The organism is Parabacteroides sp. AF39-10AC (assembly GCF_003635405.1).
Lineage (GTDB): Bacteria > Bacteroidota > Bacteroidia > Bacteroidales > Tannerellaceae > Parabacteroides > Parabacteroides distasonis.
In genome coordinates, this window is the sequence record NZ_QTLP01000004.1 from 229,949 (window position 1) to 247,988 (window position 18,040).

The 18,040-nt window shown below is 45.8% G+C and carries 14 protein-coding genes; 8 read left to right on the forward strand and 6 right to left on the reverse strand.

The window, feature by feature from the left end; translation table 11 throughout:
* Positions 1 to 507: 507 nt before the first annotated feature.
* From purH to rodA, 6 genes are all read left to right on the forward strand, one after another.
* Positions 508 to 2,031: a bifunctional phosphoribosylaminoimidazolecarboxamide formyltransferase/IMP cyclohydrolase gene (purH, locus tag DW033_RS05580; protein ID WP_005854829.1), complete on the forward strand. Its 1,524-nt coding sequence runs from the start codon at positions 508 to 510 to the stop codon at positions 2,029 to 2,031.
* Positions 2,032 to 2,042: 11 nt separating this feature from the next.
* Positions 2,043 to 3,062: a rod shape-determining protein gene (locus DW033_RS05585; protein WP_005854830.1), complete on the forward strand. Its 1,020-nt coding sequence runs from the start codon at positions 2,043 to 2,045 to the stop codon at positions 3,060 to 3,062.
* A 102-nt stretch (positions 3,063 to 3,164) separates the two neighbouring features.
* Positions 3,165 to 4,019, forward strand: a complete 855-nt coding sequence (gene mreC, locus DW033_RS05590; protein WP_005864901.1) for a rod shape-determining protein MreC — start codon at positions 3,165 to 3,167, stop codon at positions 4,017 to 4,019.
* Entirely contained in the window at positions 4,012 to 4,530 is a 519-nt protein-coding gene (mreD, locus tag DW033_RS05595; protein WP_005864903.1) for a rod shape-determining protein MreD, read from the forward strand. The genes mreC and mreD overlap by 8 nt, the downstream gene beginning before the upstream one ends.
* Positions 4,520 to 6,388 (forward strand): penicillin-binding protein 2, encoded by a 1,869-nt coding sequence (gene mrdA, locus DW033_RS05600; RefSeq protein WP_048927658.1) that lies wholly within the window; start codon positions 4,520 to 4,522, stop codon positions 6,386 to 6,388. The genes mreD and mrdA overlap by 11 nt, the downstream gene beginning before the upstream one ends.
* Positions 6,378 to 7,823, forward strand: a complete 1,446-nt coding sequence (rodA, locus tag DW033_RS05605) for a rod shape-determining protein RodA (protein WP_005854836.1) — start codon at positions 6,378 to 6,380, stop codon at positions 7,821 to 7,823. Before mrdA ends, rodA begins: the two co-directional genes overlap by 11 nt.
* Here the strand turns inward: rodA and DW033_RS05610 are convergent.
* The 3 genes from DW033_RS05610 to DW033_RS05620 all read right to left on the reverse strand — a co-directional run bounded on the left by DW033_RS05610 (position 7,783) and on the right by DW033_RS05620 (position 11,152).
* Entirely contained in the window at positions 7,783 to 8,355 is a 573-nt protein-coding gene (locus DW033_RS05610; RefSeq protein ID WP_029257204.1) for a gliding motility lipoprotein GldH, read from the reverse strand. The genes rodA and DW033_RS05610 overlap by 41 nt on opposite strands.
* The gene (locus tag DW033_RS05615) at positions 8,276 to 9,790 is read right to left on the reverse strand and encodes a regulatory iron-sulfur-containing complex subunit RicT (RefSeq protein ID WP_010183701.1); all 1,515 of its coding nucleotides are present in this window, start codon (positions 9,788 to 9,790) and stop codon (positions 8,276 to 8,278) included. Before DW033_RS05615 ends, DW033_RS05610 begins: the two co-directional genes overlap by 80 nt.
* A gap of 174 nt (positions 9,791 to 9,964) precedes the next feature.
* Positions 9,965 to 11,152, reverse strand: a complete 1,188-nt coding sequence (locus tag DW033_RS05620; protein WP_005854840.1) for an aminotransferase class I/II-fold pyridoxal phosphate-dependent enzyme — start codon at positions 11,150 to 11,152, stop codon at positions 9,965 to 9,967.
* A 198-nt stretch (positions 11,153 to 11,350) separates the two neighbouring features.
* Here DW033_RS05620 and DW033_RS05625 point away from each other — a divergent pair, with 198 nt between their 5' ends.
* Positions 11,351 to 12,322, forward strand: a complete 972-nt coding sequence (locus DW033_RS05625) for a diacylglycerol kinase family protein (protein ID WP_005854843.1) — start codon at positions 11,351 to 11,353, stop codon at positions 12,320 to 12,322.
* Here DW033_RS05625 and DW033_RS05630 read toward each other — a convergent pair.
* Complete coding sequence (locus tag DW033_RS05630) at positions 12,307 to 13,020, reverse strand: tRNA1(Val) (adenine(37)-N6)-methyltransferase (RefSeq protein ID WP_044544663.1); 714 nt, start codon at positions 13,018 to 13,020, stop codon at positions 12,307 to 12,309. The genes DW033_RS05625 and DW033_RS05630 overlap by 16 nt on opposite strands.
* Positions 13,021 to 13,108: 88 nt before the next feature.
* On the opposite strand from DW033_RS05630, the gene lon reads away from it, so the two are divergent.
* Complete coding sequence (gene lon / locus DW033_RS05635; protein ID WP_022192022.1) at positions 13,109 to 15,580, forward strand: endopeptidase La; 2,472 nt, start codon at positions 13,109 to 13,111, stop codon at positions 15,578 to 15,580.
* A 137-nt stretch (positions 15,581 to 15,717) separates the two neighbouring features.
* On the opposite strand, the gene DW033_RS05640 is transcribed toward lon, so the two are convergent.
* Positions 15,718 to 16,533, reverse strand: coding sequence for a sugar phosphate isomerase/epimerase (locus DW033_RS05640; RefSeq protein WP_122382525.1), 816 nt, complete (start codon positions 16,531 to 16,533; stop codon positions 15,718 to 15,720).
* A gap of 2 nt (positions 16,534 to 16,535) precedes the next feature.
* Positions 16,536 to 18,017, reverse strand: a complete 1,482-nt coding sequence (locus DW033_RS05645; protein WP_005864916.1) for a Gfo/Idh/MocA family oxidoreductase — start codon at positions 18,015 to 18,017, stop codon at positions 16,536 to 16,538.
* Positions 18,018 to 18,040: the final 23 nt, after the last annotated feature.

Genomic DNA, 18,040 nt, shown 5'->3' on the forward strand with positions numbered 1-18,040 from the left:
TTGCTTTCGACTGCGAATGCTATTGTTTTCGGAGCGAAACACTATTGTTTTCGAGTGAAAAGTCTATTGTTTTCGAATAAGAAGTCTATTGTTTGTATGTTTGAGGGTGATAAGAGACGGGAATCCCCGCTAGAATAAAAGCCCCAAAAAACGATATATCATTGAAAAATAACTAATTGCGGATTTTTATTCTCAAATATGGAAACCGACTGTACTCTGGGGCGAAATATTCGATTCTCTGGAGCTTTAGAATACAAAATGTCAGAATGTCAAATTGGGCGATCTTCTATTATTAACAAAGGAAATCTCATTATCTTAGGGCAATGTCATAGGTTGTAGAGATGGGGCGTGCCCCGTCTCCCGTATCATGTGCGATGGATTCATGTTTCTTTGGCTATGGATGAAATTTGGTATGGTTGCCTTGTTTTTATCTGAATAATAAGGCTGGATTGGAAATAAATATCTACTTTTGTGCTCTAAAACATTAAAGTAAACGAAAATAGAAAGATGGCTGCAACGAAACGAATGAAACGTGCCTTGGTCTCTGTGTTTCACAAAGACGGGCTGGACGAAATCCTAAAGAAATTGCATAGCGAGGGTGTGAGCTTTGTATCAACAGGTGGTACTCAATCATTTATCGAGTCATTGGGTTTGCCTTGTGATGCGGTAGAGGACTTGACTTCTTATCCGTCTATTTTGGGCGGTCGTGTGAAGACGCTTCATCCGAAGGTATTCGGTGGTATCTTGGCTCGCCGTGAGAACGAGAATGACCAGAAACAATTAGCTGAATATGAGATCCCGGAGATTGACTTGGTTATCGTTGACCTATATCCTTTCGAGGAGACTGTCGCTTCCGGCGCTGAGGAACAAGCAATTATTGAGAAAATAGATATAGGCGGTATCTCTTTGATACGTGCCGCCGCGAAGAACTTCAAGGATGTGGTAATCGTAGCTTCCAAGGCTCAATACCAGCCGTTGATGGATCTTTTGAACGAGAAGGGCGCTGAGACAAGCATCGAGGATCGTAGATGGTTCGCCAAAGAGGCGTTCGCCGTTTCCTCGGGTTACGACTCCGCTATCTTCAATTATTTTGATGGCCGTGAAGGTTCCCATTTCCGTGCAACGGTAGATAGCCCGATGCATTTGCGTTATGGCGAGAATCCTCATCAAGCCGCTAAGTTCTATGGTAAGTTTAACGATATGTTCGATCAAATCCATGGAAAAGAGATTTCTTACAACAACTTATTGGATATCGACGCTGCCGTGAACTTGATCGATGAGTTTGACGAGCTGACGTTCGCTATCTTAAAACATAATAATGCTTGCGGTATCGCTTCCCGCGGTAATGTGGTTGAGGCTTGGAAAGAGGCTTTGGCCGGTGACCCGGTTTCCGCTTTCGGTGGCATCTTGATCACGAATACTACGATTAACAAGGAAGTGGCCGAGGAAATCAACAAGATTTTCTTCGAGGTGATTATCGCTCCGGCTTACGACGCTGACGCGCTGGAGGTACTTCAACAGAAGAAGAACCGTATCATCTTGATCCGTAAGGATTGTAAGACTTGCCCGATGCAGTTCCGTTCTTTATTGAATGGTGTCTTGATGCAGGAGAAGGACTTGAGTATCCAAGGTAAGGCTGATTTGGAGCCTATGACGGATAAGCAGCCGACAGCCTCGGAGGTTGAGGACCTGTTGTTCGCCAACAAGATCGTGAAGAACAGCAAGTCCAACGCGATCACCTTGGTGAAGAACAAGCAGCTTTGCGCCAGCGGTATCGGGCAGACCTCTCGTGTGGACTCTTTGAGACAAGCCATAGAGAAGGCTAAATCATTCGGCTTCGACTTGAATGGCGCCGTGATGGCTTCCGACGCTTTCTTCCCGTTCCCCGATTGCGTTGAGATCGCAGACCAAGCAGGTATCACGGCCGTAATCCAGCCGGGAGGCTCTATCAATGATAAGTTGTCTGTCGAGTACTGTAACCAACATGGTTTGGCTATGGTGAAGACAGGTGTTCGTCATTTTAAACATTAATAATAAGACTAATGGGATTGTTTTCTTTCACACAAGAAGTTGCCATAGATTTGGGTACCGCTAATACCATTATCACGTGTAATGATAAGATGGTGGTAGACGAACCTTCGGTGATTGCTTTGGATGCTCGCTCGGACAAGGTGCTGGCTGTCGGTAAGGTGGCCCGTGAGATGTACGAGAAGACGCACCCGAATATTCGTACCGTACGACCGCTTCGTGAGGGAGTTATCGCGGATTTCTACGCTGCCGAGCAAATGATTCGCGGCTTTATCAAGATGGCGAGCGGAAGGAAGCGCTGGTTCGCTCCGTCCTTACGTATGGTGATCGGTATCCCTTCAGGTAGTACGGAGGTAGAGATACGTGCCGTGCGAGACTCTGCCGAGCATGCCGGTGGACGTGATGTGTACATGGTTTTTGAGCCGATGGCTGCCGCTATCGGTGTCGGTATAGATGTCTTGGCCCCCGAGGGTAATATGATCGTGGATATAGGAGGTGGTACTACCGAGATCGCTGTCATATCCTTAGGTGGTATCGTGTCGAATAAATCAATCCGTATGGCGGGTGACGATTTAACGGCTGATATCGTGGAGTATATGCGTCGCCAACACAACGTGAAGGTGAGTGAGCGTATGGCCGAGCGTATCAAGATCAACGTGGGTTCCGCGCTTACGGTATTGGAGGATGCTCCGGAGGATTACGTGGTTCACGGCCCGAATCAGATGACTGCCTTACCGATGGAGGTACCTGTCTCTTATCAGGAGATCGCCCACTGTTTGGATAAGTCTATCTCGAAGATAGAGGCGGCTATCTTGAGTGCCTTGGAGCAAACCCCTCCCGAGTTATATGCCGATATCGTGAAAAACGGTATCTATTTGGCTGGCGGTGGCGCTATGCTTCGCGGTTTGGATAAGCGCTTGCGGGATAAGATGAATATCCAGTTCCATATCGCCGAGGATCCGTTGCATGCCGTGGCGAAAGGTACGGGAGTCGCTTTGAAGAATATTGAGAAGTTTAATTTCTTAATCCGATAAGAGTAAATAATTGAGAATTGAGAATTGAAAGTTGAAAATTAGCGAGCCGATAGGTCTGGTTCTTTTCAATTTTCAATTCTCAACTTTCAGTTTTCAATTCCTATGCGTAAGTTACTAGAATTCCTGATCGGGAAGAGGCATTGGTTTTTGTTCATTCTGCTTGAGGCTGTTTCGTTGATGTTGGTCTATCGTAATAACGCGTACCAACGGAATATTATATTCAGCTCAGCGAATGTCGTGACAGGATATATCGCCTCGATATCCGGATCTGTCACTTCTTATTTGAATCTTCGGGATATCAATAAGGAGTTATTGGAGCGTAACGGACAGTTGGAATTGCAAATGCTGGATCTGCAAGATCAGTTAGATGCGCTGATTGCGGATACGGTTAGTTTTAAGGGATTTGCGCCGGATTCGACGGAGCAATTTCCTTATTCGTTTGTCGTGGCGGATGTAGTGAACAACAGTGTCACGCATTTGTCCAATTATATTACCGTGGATAAAGGGAAGCTGGACGGGATCATGCCCGATATGGGAGTTGTCTCGGAACGAGGTGTGGTGGGTATCGTATCGACGGTTTCCGATCATTTCTCCGTGATCATTCCGTTGCTGAATCCTAAGTTCCGGTTGAGTTGTAAGGTATTAGGTAGTAGTTATTTCGGGTCATTAAGCTGGAATGGACGCAATACGCTGTACGCCAACCTCGATGAGTTGCCGCGCCATGTGGAGTTCCAGAAAGGCGATACGATCGTGACGAGCGGTTACTCCGCCGTATTCCCCTCGGGTATTATCGTAGGTACGGTCGCTGATTTCGAGAAACAACACGATGATAATTTCTATTCATTACAGGTCGAGCTGGCTACGGATTTTCAAGCGTTGAACAACGTGCGTATTATCAAGAATTTCCGTCAGACGGAGCAAATTGGTGTAGAACAAGAGGCGAAAAGAAATGATTAATAATTTACTGCGTGGTTTCATATATTTCGTGGTGTTTGTGTTGATTCAGGTCTTGATCTTGAACAACATTCATTTCTTGCGGATCGCTACCCCGTTTCTGTATCTCTATTTCATTATTAAGATGCCGGTCGGTAGCTCACGGACGCAAGTCGTTTTCTTCTCTTTCATAGCCGGGGTGGTTATCGATACGTTCAGCAACACACCGGGTATGCATGCGGCCGCCTGTACATTGGCGGGATTTTGCAGGGAGCCCTTAATCCGTGTATTCATGGGGAAAGATTTGCCGGAAGGTATTTACCCGTCTTATAAGACCTTTGGTTTCGGAGGCTTTTTCCGATATGTGTTATCGTTTGTGTTGATACAACATACGACTCTTTTCGTGATTGAGTCGTTGACTTTATTTGACCCGTTGTTTCTGGTTGTCCGTATCCTCTCGAGCGTGGTGATGACAACCTTATTGATTTGTACGGTAGAAGCATTCAATATAGAGTCTCAGAAAAGTGGAGAATAATACCAAGTATGAGTTTGAGAACAGGCGCTATGTCTTAGGTGGGGCGGTGATCCTGTTGGTTATCATCTTTATTATCCGTTTGTTCATCCTTCAGGTGGTCGACAACGATTATAAAGCTTGGGCGGATAGTAATGCTTTCTTGAAAAAGACCTTATATCCTTCCCGAGGCATGATGTACGACCGTAATGGTAAATTATTGGTCTATAACCAGCCCGCTTACGACGTGATGCTTATCATGCGTGAGATACAGCCTTTCGATACCCTCGATTTCTGCGATGTGCTGGGCATCACGAAAGAGCAATTCCTCAAACGTATAGCGGATATTAAGAACCGGCGGTTAAATCCCGGTTATTCTTCCTATGTCCCTCAAGTATTTATGAACCAGCTTTCCGCGCAGGAATATGGCGTGTTGCAGGAGAAGTTATACAAATTTCCCGGCTTCTATATACAGAATCGCACGATCCGCCAATACGAGTATCCCAATGCCGCTCTTGTGCTGGGAAATATCGGCGAGGTAAACCGGAAAGATATAGAGAGTGACTCTTATTATACACAAGGCGATTACTCCGGCAGGACCGGGATCGAACAATCGTACGAGGAATATTTGCGGGGCGTGAAGGGTGTCGAGATCCTGTTGCGTGACGCTCACGGACGTATCAAGGGGCGATACGAGGAAGGCCTGCACGATATCCAGCCGGAATCCGGCAAAAACTTGAAATTATCCTTGGATATGGACTTGCAGGCTTATGGGGAGAAGTTAATGCAGAATAAATTAGGGGGTATCGTGATGATAGAGCCGGAGACAGGGGAGGTGCTTTGTATGGTTTCCGCCCCTACGTATGATCCGAGTATCTTGATCGGGCGCCAGCGGGGAAAGAACTACGTGGCTTTGCAGAAGGACCCGTTGAAACCTCTGTTTAACCGTCCGCTCATGGCGCAATATCCTCCCGGATCTACTTTTAAACCGACCCAAGGTTTGATCTTCTTGCAAGAAGGTGTGATTACCCCGGAAACTCAATATACCTGTGCGCATGGATACACCTTCCGGGGTGGTAAGCCGGCTTGCCACGGGCATCCGTCTCCTCTGAATCTGGTCGGGGCGTTGGCGACCTCTTGTAACTCTTTTTTCCCTTGGGGACTGCATGATATGATCGACAGCCGGAAGCGATATCCCTCGGTACAGGAGGCTTTTGAGGTTTGGAAGAATCACATGGTCTCAATGGGATATGGCTATAAGTTGGGAATTGATCTTCCGGGAGAGAAGCGAGGGTTCATTCCGAATAGTAAGTTCTACGATAAGGTGTACCGGGGACGTTGGAATTCCAGTACGGTTATCTCGATCGCTATCGGTCAGGGTGAGATATTGGCTACGCCTTTGCAAATCTGTAATTTGGCGGCTACTGTCGCTAATCGGGGATATTATATTACTCCGCATGTCGTAAAAGAGATTCAAGACACTCCGCTGGATACATTATATAGTAAGAGGCATTATACATCGGTGGATACGCATTATTATAGTTATATTGCCGAGGGTATGCGAGGGGCTGTTACGGGAACCGCTTATGGTGGAACCTGTCGTGGGGCGGCTTTACCGGATATCGAGGTTTGTGGAAAGACGGGAACGTCGGAGAATTCGCATGGTAAGGACCATTCTATTTTTATGGGATTCGCTCCTTATCAAAAGCCGAAGGTCGCCATTGCCGTGTTTGTGGAAAACGCCGGATTCGGTGCTACCTATGCGGTGCCTATCGGTAAATTGATGTTGGAGAAATATTTGAAAGGAGAAATATCCGAGGCTAACAAGGCGACGGAGGAATATATTATGAATGCCGTAATACTACCGAACAATGCGCTATAGGAAAACGGAAATATGGAAGTCGGTAGACTGGATTACCATTTTGTTGTATTTGATTATGGTAATCGCCGGTTGGTTTAGTATTTGTGGGGCGAGCTACGAGTTTGATAACGTTGGCTTGTTCGACCCGTCGGGCCGTCCGGGGATGCAGATGATTTGGATCGGTACCTCACTCGCCCTTATTTTCGTCATATTGATGCTGGAAAGTGACTTCTTCGATATATTCGCCTATCTGATCTATGCGTGCGTGATCGTATTGTTGATCGCCACTATATTTTTAGCACCTAATATCAAGGGATCGCATTCTTGGCTCGTATTGGGACCTATCCGTTTGCAACCAGCGGAGTTGGCTAAGTTCGCTACCGCTTTGGCCGTGGCGAAGTTTATGAATGGCTATGGCTTTAAGCTAACGACGGTCAAGAATTTCTCAATCACTTTGTTCTTGATCTTCTTGCCGATGGTTTGTATTCTTTTACAGAAAGAGACGGGGTCGGCATTGGTTTACTTGGCATTCTTCCTGATGTTATACCGGGAAGGAATGACTGGATATATTTTGTTGATAGGAGTTTGTGCGGTCGTCTTTTTCGTTACGGGAATGAAATATTCAGAGGTGATGGTGGGTATTACCCCATTGGGTGAATTAATCGTCTCTTGCCTTGTCTTATTAATAACCATGGGATTAGTTGGGAGTGTCCGTAAGGATTATATAAGCGTTAAGATCATGCTTGGGGGAATTGCTTCGACATTCTTGATCGGGTATGTCGTTTCTTTGTTTGTCCCGGTAAACTTCGCTTGGATATCGATAGGCTTGGTAGGAGCCGCGTCAATCTATTTATTCTATTTATCCATTCGAAACTGGGTATGGCATTATGCGTTAATCGCTCTGTTCGCTTTAGGTTCTATCTGTTTCCTATTTTCTGTGGATTATGTGTTTAATGACATATTGGAACCTCACCAACAAATTCGTATTAAAGTCTCTTTAGGCTTGGAGGATGATCCAAGCGGGGCGGGGTATAATGTGAATCAGTCCAAGATCGCTATCGGTTCCGGAGGATTATCCGGAAAAGGATTCTTGAATGGGACGCAGACCAAATTGAAGTATGTGCCGGAACAGGATACGGATTTTATCTTTTGTACGGTAGGCGAGGAGCAAGGCTTTTTGGGAGCCTCTGCCGTATTGATCGTATTCGGACTTTTTATTCTTCGTCTGATTGTATTGGCGGAGCGGCAAGATAATGCTTTCGGGCGAGTCTATGGCTATAGCGTAGCCTCCATATTCTTTTTCCATCTGGCGATTAATGTCGGCATGGTGACGGGATTGACTCCGGTTATCGGCATTCCCTTGCCTTTCTTTAGCTATGGAGGTTCCTCGCTTTGGGGATTTACGATCTTATTGTTTATTTTTCTTCGTTTGGACGCTTCTCGGAAGGAGCGTTAGTGGAAGAAGGTAAGACCCGTAAGCCGATTTCCTGAATGCCCGGAAGTTGGTCGTTACGCATCCCCTGCCGGAAGCTAAAGGTATATTGCCCTTTAACGGGGAAATAGTAAGCAGACCGTATCGGGAAACTGGATTGAAACAGGGAGATCCCGTCCCCATACCATTTCCCAAACTCATCAGCTAACATACATTCGATCGTATCCCTTTTTAAAGGACCTATCGGAAGTTCCTCGCTGCAAAATACCCATAGGTTCTGATACGGATACATATTATTGTTCCGTACTTCCAAGGTTAGGTCGTACGGAACCGATATATCCTCAATCAAGAAAGTGAAATAGTACTCCTTATTCTTCTCCCACGAGGTGTTCTGGATAGCTTGATACTGATCGTATACAGCTTCATTCTCGCAAGAGAAGCATAAGAAGCATGTTACACAGGCGGCAATGAACTTTTTAAGCCTCAGGCTTTGTCTCTGGCCTATTCTCCGTTTTATCAGGTCTGGCCTGTTTGATCGGTTGCTGAGGTTTGTCATTATTCGCAGGCTTGTCATTGTTGGATTGCTTATCGTTATTAGCTCTCGGCCTTTGTTTCGGGCGATTGTTTCGGTTGCTCTCCCTGTTATTATCACGGTTGTTCTCCCGATTCTCCCGACTGTTTTCCCGGCTATTATCTTTGTTATTCTCCCGGTTATTCTCTCTGTCCCGGTTATTCTCACGATTGCTATTCCTATTATTTCCTCCGTTGCGGCGATTATTGCCACCGGCTCCGTTTCCTCCGTTGTTCTTATTCTCAGAAACAGGTGCGTCGGTGTTGGTAACTGCCGTCGCAGTGGTGTTAGCTCCGTTCCCGTTTCCATTGTTCTCGCCATTATTCTTGTTGGCAGGACGTTTTTTCTTTTTCTTTTTAACAGAGTCGAAACGTGTGACGCTTTCTTGCCCAAGAATATCTTGAGCGTCTCGTTTCGGTGGTTGTGGCTTCGTATCCGCCTCTAGAGATATCGGCTTCATGCCTTTCTTATTCATGTTAATGACATCGAAAGCACGGCTTGCCGGAATCGTGATAAGATTAGCCGCAAATGATTTATCCGTAGAATAGGTAATTTCCCGTTTGAAAATATCCGTCTTGAAATGATAGTAATTATTATCTTTGGTCTCCAAGACAATTTCCCGGGAAGGAAGGCGTTTCTGGGCTTCCACATATGTATCTACCTCATAATTGATACAACATTTCAATTTAGCGCATTGTCCGGCCAATTTCTGGGGATTCATGGAAATATCTTGATAACGGGCAGCTCCGGTAGCGACCGATACAAAACTTGTCATCCAACTGGAACAGCAAAGTTCTCTACCGCAAGGGCCGATACCACCGATACGTCCGGCTTCTTGACGAGCACCGATCTGCTTCATCTCGATACGAACACGAAAAGCCTCCGCTAGCACTTTAATTAGTTGACGGAAATCTACACGTTCATCCGCTATATAATAAAAGATCGCCTTATTACCGTCACCTTGATACTCTACATCACCGATTTTCATATTCAATCCTAAATCGGCTGCGATTTGCCGCGAGCGAATCATAGTGGCATGTTCCTTTGCTTTCGCTTCCTCATATTTCTCGATATCGGTCGGTTTTGCCTTTCGGTAAATCCGTTTTGGCTCAGCTTCCGTGCGCACGTTGTTCTTCTTCATTTGCAGCAGAACCAATTTTCCCGTTAAAGAAACCGTACCGATATCATGACCGGGACTTGCCTCTACGGCTACTATATCACCTTTTTCCAAAGGTATTTTAGCACTATTCAAGTAATACCCTTTGCGGGTATTTTTAAATTGAACCTCTACGAAGTCAGTCGAGCCTTCCGCGTCGGGTACATCGCACAACCAATCATAGGTATTCAGTTTATTGTTTTGCCTTTTGCTGCAACCTTTGCAGCCCATATGGCTACTTCCTTTATCTAATATGAAATCCATTTATTTTTAATTTGTAAGAGGGCCATCGACATAACCACCCAATTTATCTAAATATGCAAAAATAGTGATTTATTCCCATTCAAAATCATAGTTATGATTTTTTCAGTTATAAAAAAAGACCCGAAGATAGGTGTTATACCTAACCTTCGGGCCTTTTCTTATATATTTACACGATTAGTCTACCAACCCATGGCTCTTGAATACCTTGTGGATTGTCTCCAAAGCGTAATCTAGTTGCTCTTTCGTGTGGGTAGCCATAAGGGAGAAGCGGATCAGTGTATCCTCGGAAGCAACTGCGGGAGCTACTACCGGGTTTACGAAGATTCCGGCCTCAAATAATTCTTTTACGATAAGGAATGTCAAGTCGTTGTCACGGATAAACAACGGGATGATCGGGGTAGAAGTATGTCCGATCTCACAACCCATGTTACGGAAACCATCCAATGCGTAATGAGTCAAATCCCATAAATGTTGGATACGTTCCGGTTCGCTTAACATGATATCTAATGCCGCGTTCGCTGCGGCAGTAGCGGCAGGCGTGTTGCTTGCGCTAAAGATATAGGAGCGGGAGTGGTGACGTAAGTAATTGATAACCGGTTCGTCTGATGCGATAAAACCACCGATAGAAGCGAAAGACTTACTGAAAGTTCCCATGATCAAATCAACATCGTTCGTAACGCCGAAGTGATTACAAGTACCGCGGCCATGATCACCGAATACACCGATACCATGAGCCTCGTCAACCATTACACTTGCGTTATATTTCTTTGCGAGAGCTACGATTTCCGGTAATTTAGCGACATCACCTTCCATGCTGAAGACACCGTCGATAACGATAAGTTTCACCTTGTCTGGCTCGCATTTCTGGAGTTGTTTCTCCAAGGAGTCCATATCGTTATGCTTGAATTTCAATTTCGTGGAGAAAGAAAGACGATGTCCTTCGATAATGGATGCATGATCCAACTCATCCCAAAGGATATAGTCCTCACGTCCGGTGATACAGGATACAACACCTAGATTAACTTGGAAACCTGTAGAGTATACGATGGCGTCTTCTTTACCAACAAATTCTGCTAAACGTTTTTCCAACTGGAGGTGTAAGTCCAACGTTCCGTTTAAGAAACGTGAGCCGGCACAACCTGTACCATACTTTTTAATGGCCTCGATCGCTGCTTCTTTTACTTTAGGATGATTGGTTAATCCTAAGTACGCATTAGAACCAAACATCAAGACTTTCTTCCCGCTGATTAGAACTTCCGTGTCCTGATCGCTCTGGATTTCCCTGAAGTAAGGATAGATTCCCATTGCCATGGCTCTTTGAGGAGCGTCGTACTTTGCTAGTTTCTCTTGTAAAAGTTTCATATTATTATAAAAGAGAATGATTTATCTCGCTATTTATTTATTCTAATAAAGAACACAGGTTCGCCGCGTACATAATCCCATGTTTCGGCAAATCCAGCCGCAAAAGTAGTAAAAAAATAACTTATAGTAGTCGAAATGCTTTAAAAGTTTTATAAAAGCATTATTTTTGTCCTCTCAAATAAAAAAGAAGAAGTGAGGATGAGCGAACGGGATATAAAAGTACAAGCTATCATAAACCCTATATCAGGTGTAGGGTCGAAGCGCAAGATACCTAAGATGATCGAAGGGATCTGCTCGAAAAAGAACTGTTCGTTAAACATTTCTTTTACAGAGTATGCAGGCCATGCCAGCGAGTTGACTCGGCAAGCCATAGAGGAAGGAGCTGAATATATTTTGGCGGTAGGCGGTGACGGGACGGTGAATGAGATAGCGAGAGCTATGATCCATTCGAACGCGATCTTAGGTATCATCCCGAAAGGTTCGGGCAATGGCTTAGCTAGAGAATTGCACATACCGATGGACGTGAAAAGGGCTATCGATCTGATCGCGAAAGGGCATGTTACGACGATAGATTGCTGCCGGGCGAACGGACAGGTCTTTTTCTGTACCTGTGGAGTCGGTTTTGATGCCGCCGTCAGCCAGAAATTCGCAAATGAGAAACGGCGCGGGTCTCTTACTTATATAAAGAATACGATAGAGGAGTATCTGAGCTATAAGCCTGAGCCTTATGAATTGGTGGTAGATAATCAGACGATCAAGGAGAAGGCGTTTCTAGTCGCTTGCGCGAATGCTTCGCAATATGGTAATAACGCGTTTATCGCTCCGCACGCGAATATACAGGACGGACGGATGGACGTTACGATCTTATCCCCTTTTATGCCATTGGATATCGCTCCTTTGGCCATCCAATTGTTTACCAAACAGATTGATCGGAATAGTAAGATTAAGACGATGAAAGCCCAGCAAGTCACGATTATTCGCCAACATCCGGGCGTGATGCACTTGGATGGAGAACCGATCATGGCAGATCGCCGTATCGATATTACGGTGGAACCAAAGGCCTTACATGTGCTGACTCCGGAGGTTGTGTCTTTCACCAAGGAGGTACATAATTTATTTGACGAGGTAACTCGCTTCTTCGATAAAAAACTTCCTTACATTTTCAAGTAAAAGTCTTTAGCTATAGCGGTGAATTCATCGCTATATCGATGCCGCTCGATTTCTAGGGTCAGATGAGACGACTTGGGTTTTGCTACCGGCGTCGCTGAGAGTTCTATTAATAAGCGCTTAGGAGGGGCGTCCGGTATGGGGGAAACGTGGGCTTCTCTCGATGGCGATAAAGACTCTTCTCGAGCGAGGTCTATTAAAGACTCCCGTTGATCAAAGGGAAGCACCAAGGCGATATTTCCTTCGGGTGCCAACAGTTTGCGGCTATCACGCAATAAATCCGGGAGAGATAGAGTATCCGTATGCCGGGCTAGATTACGTTTAGTATCCGGGCATTTCAATGAATCAATAAAATAGGGTGGGTTGGATACGATCAAGTCATATTTGATATTCTCATCCGGCATATATTCGGAGAGCGAGGTTTGATAGACTTGTATCCGGTTGGCGAAAGGCGATTTCGCGATGTTTTCCTGAGCTTGTAAACATGCGTCTGAATCTATATCGATAGCGTCTAGGATCGCGGTGCTACGCTGCGCCAGCATGAGGGCGATCAATCCCGTTCCGGTTCCCACATCCAAAATCCTCTGACATCTCTCTATGCTAGCCCACGCCCCAAGCAAAACGCCATCCGTTCCGACTTTCATGGCACATTTATCGTGCCATACCGTAAATTTCTTGAATTGAAAATAAGGATTTGCCATATCTCTATCGATTGTATGCCGCGAAATTAGTAAGAATTGAATGAAAAGCTGTAACTTTGGCACGTTTATTGTATTAACATATACAATGATGAATGTATATATGAAAGAAAAGACGAGAGTATTTTGCCAGAATTCGTTTGATGACTTGGATGACAATATTGGTATCGTAATGCCAATTCTTACAGAATGCGATGTAGATGAGGATTTCACAGAAGGAATAGAGAAAGTTGGAGACACTATACCCATTCTTCCGTTAAGGAATATGGTACTCTTTCCGGGTGTTGCCTTGCCGGTGATTATCGGGCGTCCTAAATCGATGCGCCTGATCAAAGAGGCTGTACATAAAAAGAGTTTGATCGGAGTTGTTTGCCAGAAAGAGATGGATACGGAAGATCCGGTTTTAGAGGATTTATATACTACCGGGGTAATCGCTGACATCGTTCGTGTCTTAGAGATGCCAGATGGTAGCACTACTGTTATTCTTCAAGGTAAGAAACGCTTTGAATTGAATGAGTTGACCGAGACAGATCCGTATCTTTCCGGTAAGATCACCGTGTTGGAGGACACGAAGCCGGACAAGACAGACCGCGAGTTCGAGGCTTTGATCTCAACGATCAAGGATTTGACCATCAAGATGCTTGGGGCCGTGGCTGAACCTCCCCGGGATTTGATCTTCTCGATCAAGAATAATAAGAATGTCTTGTATGTGGTCAATTTCTCTTGTAGCAATATACCGAGTGGATCGGCCGAGAAACAGCAATTGTTATTGATCGGGGACTTAAAAGAGCGTGCGTATCGGTTACTTTTTATCTTGAACCGCGAGTATCAGCTGGTGGAGTTGAAAGCTTCCATCCAGATGAAGACACATGAGGATATCAATCAACAACAAAAAGAATATTTCCTTCAACAGCAGATCAAGACCATTCAAGAGGAATTGGGCGGGAATATCAATGAGTTGGAGATAAAAGAATTACGGGAGAAAGCCAGTCGTAAGAAATGGCCTGCCGAGGTAGCGCAGGTCTTTGAGAAGGAATTGCGAAAATTGGAACGATTGCATCCGCAATCTCCGGATTATTCCGTACAGACGCAATATGTCCAGAATATCGTTAACTTGCCGTGGAACGAGTATAGTAAGGACAATTTCAACTTGTCTCATGCCCAGAAGGTCTTAGATCGTGATCATTATGGTTTGGAGAAGGTGAAAGAGCGTATTATCGAGCATCTGGCCGTATTGAAGCTGAAAGGGGATATGAAATCTCCGATTATCTGTTTGTACGGTCCTCCGGGAGTCGGCAAGACTTCATTGGGGCGTTCCATCGCAGAGGCTTTGCGCCGTAAATATGTACGTGTCTCTTTAGGTGGATTGCACGATGAGGCCGAGATTCGCGGACATCGTCGTACCTATATCGGTGCTATGTGCGGACGTATCATCCAGAATATACAGAAGGCGGGAACATCGAACCCTGTCTTTATCTTAGATGAGATCGATAAGATCACGAATGATTTCAAGGGGGATCCGGCATCCGCTTTATTGGAGGTCTTGGACCCGGAGCAGAATAACGCGTTTCACGATAATTATCTGGATATCGATTACGATTTAAGCAAGGTGATGTTTATCGCTACCGCTAATAATTTGAATACGATTTCCCAGCCATTGCTGGATCGTATGGAACTGATCGAGGTGAGCGGTTATATCATGGAGGAGAAGGTAGAGATCGCAGCGAAGCATCTCGTGCCTAAGCAGATGGATGTACACGGCTTGAAGAAAGGTTCCGTGAAATTCCCCAAGAAAACCTTACAAGTGATCGTTGAAGCCTATACACGCGAGAGCGGTGTCCGGGAATTGGATAAGAAAATCGCCAAAATCATGCGTAAGCTAGCCCGTAAGGTCGCTAGCGACGAGCCTATCCCGACGAGCATTAAGCCGGAGGATTTGTATGAATATCTAGGGGCGGTCGAATATTCCCGCGATAAATATCAAGGGAATGACTATGCCGGCGTGGTTACGGGATTAGCTTGGACGGCTGTTGGTGGTGAGATTCTTTTCGTGGAGTCGAGCTTAAGTAAAGGTAAGGGGTCAAAGCTTACTTTGACCGGGAATCTGGGAGATGTGATGAAAGAGTCTGCCATGTTGGCACTTGAGTATATCCATGCGCATGCGGCTCAGTTTAATATTAACGAGGAGTTGTTCGAGAACTGGAATGTGCATGTCCACGTACCGGAGGGGGCGATCCCGAAAGACGGACCGAGTGCCGGAATAACGATGGTGACTTCTCTTGTCTCCGCCTTTACTCAGCGTAAGGTGAAAAAGAACTTGGCTATGACCGGCGAGATCACGTTGCGTGGGAAAGTGCTTCCCGTAGGTGGTATCAAGGAGAAGATCTTGGCGGCTAAACGTGCCGGGATCAAGGAGTTGATTCTTTGCAAGGAGAATGAGAAGGATATCAATGAGATCAAACCGGAGTATTTGAAAGGCTTGGTGTTCCATTATGTGAGTGATATTCAACAGGTGGTAGATCTTGCGTTGCTGAGAGAAAAGGTGGATAATCCCTTGTTCTGATAACGACTTTTTAGGCATATATAGGTGTGGGCTTATACGTATATACGTGTAGGCCCATATTAATATCGGTGTAAGCCTATACGTATATACGTGTGGGCCTACGCCGATATAGGTGTTTTTAAGGGAAGCGTATACTTCTATTTAGAGCATTTCCGTAGGAATTCCAAGCTGTTGCGTATCTCTTGGATATCGGATTTGAAATCATCGTACTCAATGGAGATAAGCCCGTTGAAATGCTGACGCTTCAGCTCGTTGACGAACGCTTTTACCGGTAAGATCCCGGTTCCCCATGTAGCGTCTTCCATCTTGTCGGTGAGGTCTTTCAAATGTGCCACCTTGATGCGTCCGGATAACTTCTGGAGATTTTTGAGCGGATCTTCACCCACCCGTTTCCAATGGCCGATATCGGCGCATACTCCCATCAAGGAAGAACGGCCTTTCAGCGCTTTCTCTACCACCTCGGCACTTGCGTAAATGCATGGACTCGGATGGTTATGGATCGCTACCTCCATATCGTACTTCTTGGCGAGGGATTCGATGTAGTCTAACTGGTTTAACTCCGGTTCGACAGTCACGATATGCGCGCCTATTTTATGAGCGAACGCGAAGAACTTATCCCATTCCTCGTTAGTCCCATAAGAGGCTACACCAAAGGCGATCGGCTTGATTCCCCTTTTCTTGAACTCATGGCGTAATAAAGCGCAGTTGTCATCGCTCAAGTCGTAATTTAAATACGTCTCTTTTGGGAACGGAGCGCCCAATTCTTGGAAAAAGAAAGCCTCCGCATACCCCATGCCCAGTTGTTGGGTCTTATCCAAGGTCTCCATCAACGTAAGATTGTGGAAAGTCCAAGTCTGTATACCCACCTTCCAGTCCGCTTTTTGCGCCGCCAGCTGTACGGCCTGCCCAAGGAGCATGACCGTACATAGTGCTAATATAATATATCGTTTCATACTTATACCGGCATTTCCGGAAGGCTCCAGCCTTCACGATAGGTATGTCTGATATATTCGTTGGCAGCCTCTAGCGCATTGAACTCCGCGTATTTCGTATCGAAATAGGGGTGACCGTCTATCACCTTGAAATCATCGCTGGTTACGATCTTCAATACGTCGGAAGAGGATATATTGGTGAAACGCATGTTTTGGGCGTCCCACATCAATTTCTTGTTCAAGCCTTGCAGACGGATCGCTAATACACCCAATAGCACCATCTCGTTGAATGGTCCGGAATAAGCGAAGTTGGAAGTTCCTTCCACACGGTTCTCCGGCGATTCTTTACAAGCACGGATCCAGTCTTGCTCATGGAAACCGTCAAAGTATCCGGTAGCGTTCGGGATACGGCGCAAATAGGGGGTTACTTGAGGTACACGGCCGGATAATAACCGGGAGTTGAAACCTCCGCAATCGCAGATCAACGTGTCTTTAGTACCTACGAAGATACATCCACCCAAACCGTCACGCATCATATCTACACCATCCGGTAATAAGTCCGGACGCTGAGGAAGCATACCGCCATCGTACCAATATACTTTCACTTCCGGCAAGGCTACCTTTGGAAGATTGTCACGAGCCGGGAAGCGGAATTCTACCACCTCCGATTGAGGAGCGGATTCCGTATTGATCTGGGTAGAACGGCCTTGTACACGATCCGGATAACCTAACTTCAAGGATTGGTAAACCGGGTCGAGTACGTGGCAAGCCATATCTCCGAAAGCTCCGGTTCCGAAATCCCACCATCCACGCCAGTTCCAAGGGGTGTAGATCTCATGGAACGGACGCATGGCGGCCGGGCCGATAAATAAGTCCCAATTCATCGTCTTCGGACAACGTTGTTTTTCGGTTGGGCGCTGTAATCCTTGCGGCCAGATCGGACGGTTGGTCCATGCGTGTACTTCTTTTACTTCACCGATCTCTCCGTTCCAGATCCATTCGCATAATTGACGGACACCATCGCCGGAGTTCCCTTGGTTACCCATCTGGGTCGCTACCTTATATTTAGCGGCGAGTTTTGTCAATAAACGGCTCTCGTAAACAGAGTGGGTAAGCGGCTTTTGGCAATATACGTGTTTACCCATTGTCAAGGCCGTGGCCGCGATCGTGGCATGAGTATGGTCCGGAGTAGCTACCATGACACCGTCGATCTGGTCGCCCAACTCATCGAACATCTTCCGCCAGTCCCAATAACGTTTAGCGTCCGGGAATTCCTCGAAGCAGTTCTTCGCGTATTTCCAGTCGATATCGCAAAGCCCGATGATGTTCTCGGTTTTCATGCCGACCAAGTTCGGGTGGCCTTTACCACCGATACCGATACCGACAATATTCATTGTATCACTTGGTGCCTTATGGCCTAATCCAGCGATCGTTTTAGAGGGAACGATTGTTAGACCAGCTGCCGCTACGGCTGCTTTTTTCAGAAAATCTCTTCTTGATTCCATGTTGTATAATTTGTTTTTTAGTA

What these genes read in the sequence shown, in the direction of transcription:
- DW033_RS05625 (WP_005854843.1), top strand. Translation starts at nt 11,351, where the DNA reads ATGAGCGAACGGGATATAAAAGTACAAGCTATCATAAACCCTATATCA.
- DW033_RS05585 (WP_005854830.1), top strand. Translation starts at nt 2,043, where the DNA reads ATGGGATTGTTTTCTTTCACACAAGAAGTTGCCATAGATTTGGGTACC.
- DW033_RS05630 (WP_044544663.1), bottom strand. Translation starts at nt 13,020, where the DNA reads ATGGCAAATCCTTATTTTCAATTCAAGAAATTTACGGTATGGCACGAT.
- mreC (WP_005864901.1), top strand. Translation starts at nt 3,165, where the DNA reads ATGCGTAAGTTACTAGAATTCCTGATCGGGAAGAGGCATTGGTTTTTG.
- DW033_RS05620 (WP_005854840.1), bottom strand. Translation starts at nt 11,152, where the DNA reads ATGAAACTTTTACAAGAGAAACTAGCAAAGTACGACGCTCCTCAAAGA.
- purH (WP_005854829.1), top strand. Translation starts at nt 508, where the DNA reads ATGGCTGCAACGAAACGAATGAAACGTGCCTTGGTCTCTGTGTTTCAC.
- DW033_RS05645 (WP_005864916.1), bottom strand. Translation starts at nt 18,017, where the DNA reads ATGGAATCAAGAAGAGATTTTCTGAAAAAAGCAGCCGTAGCGGCAGCT.
- DW033_RS05610 (WP_029257204.1), bottom strand. Translation starts at nt 8,355, where the DNA reads ATGACAAACCTCAGCAACCGATCAAACAGGCCAGACCTGATAAAACGG.
- lon (WP_022192022.1), top strand. Translation starts at nt 13,109, where the DNA reads ATGAATGTATATATGAAAGAAAAGACGAGAGTATTTTGCCAGAATTCG.
- DW033_RS05615 (WP_010183701.1), bottom strand. Translation starts at nt 9,790, where the DNA reads ATGGATTTCATATTAGATAAAGGAAGTAGCCATATGGGCTGCAAAGGT.
- rodA (WP_005854836.1), top strand. Translation starts at nt 6,378, where the DNA reads ATGCGCTATAGGAAAACGGAAATATGGAAGTCGGTAGACTGGATTACC.
- DW033_RS05640 (WP_122382525.1), bottom strand. Translation starts at nt 16,533, where the DNA reads ATGAAACGATATATTATATTAGCACTATGTACGGTCATGCTCCTTGGG.
- mreD (WP_005864903.1), top strand. Translation starts at nt 4,012, where the DNA reads ATGATTAATAATTTACTGCGTGGTTTCATATATTTCGTGGTGTTTGTG.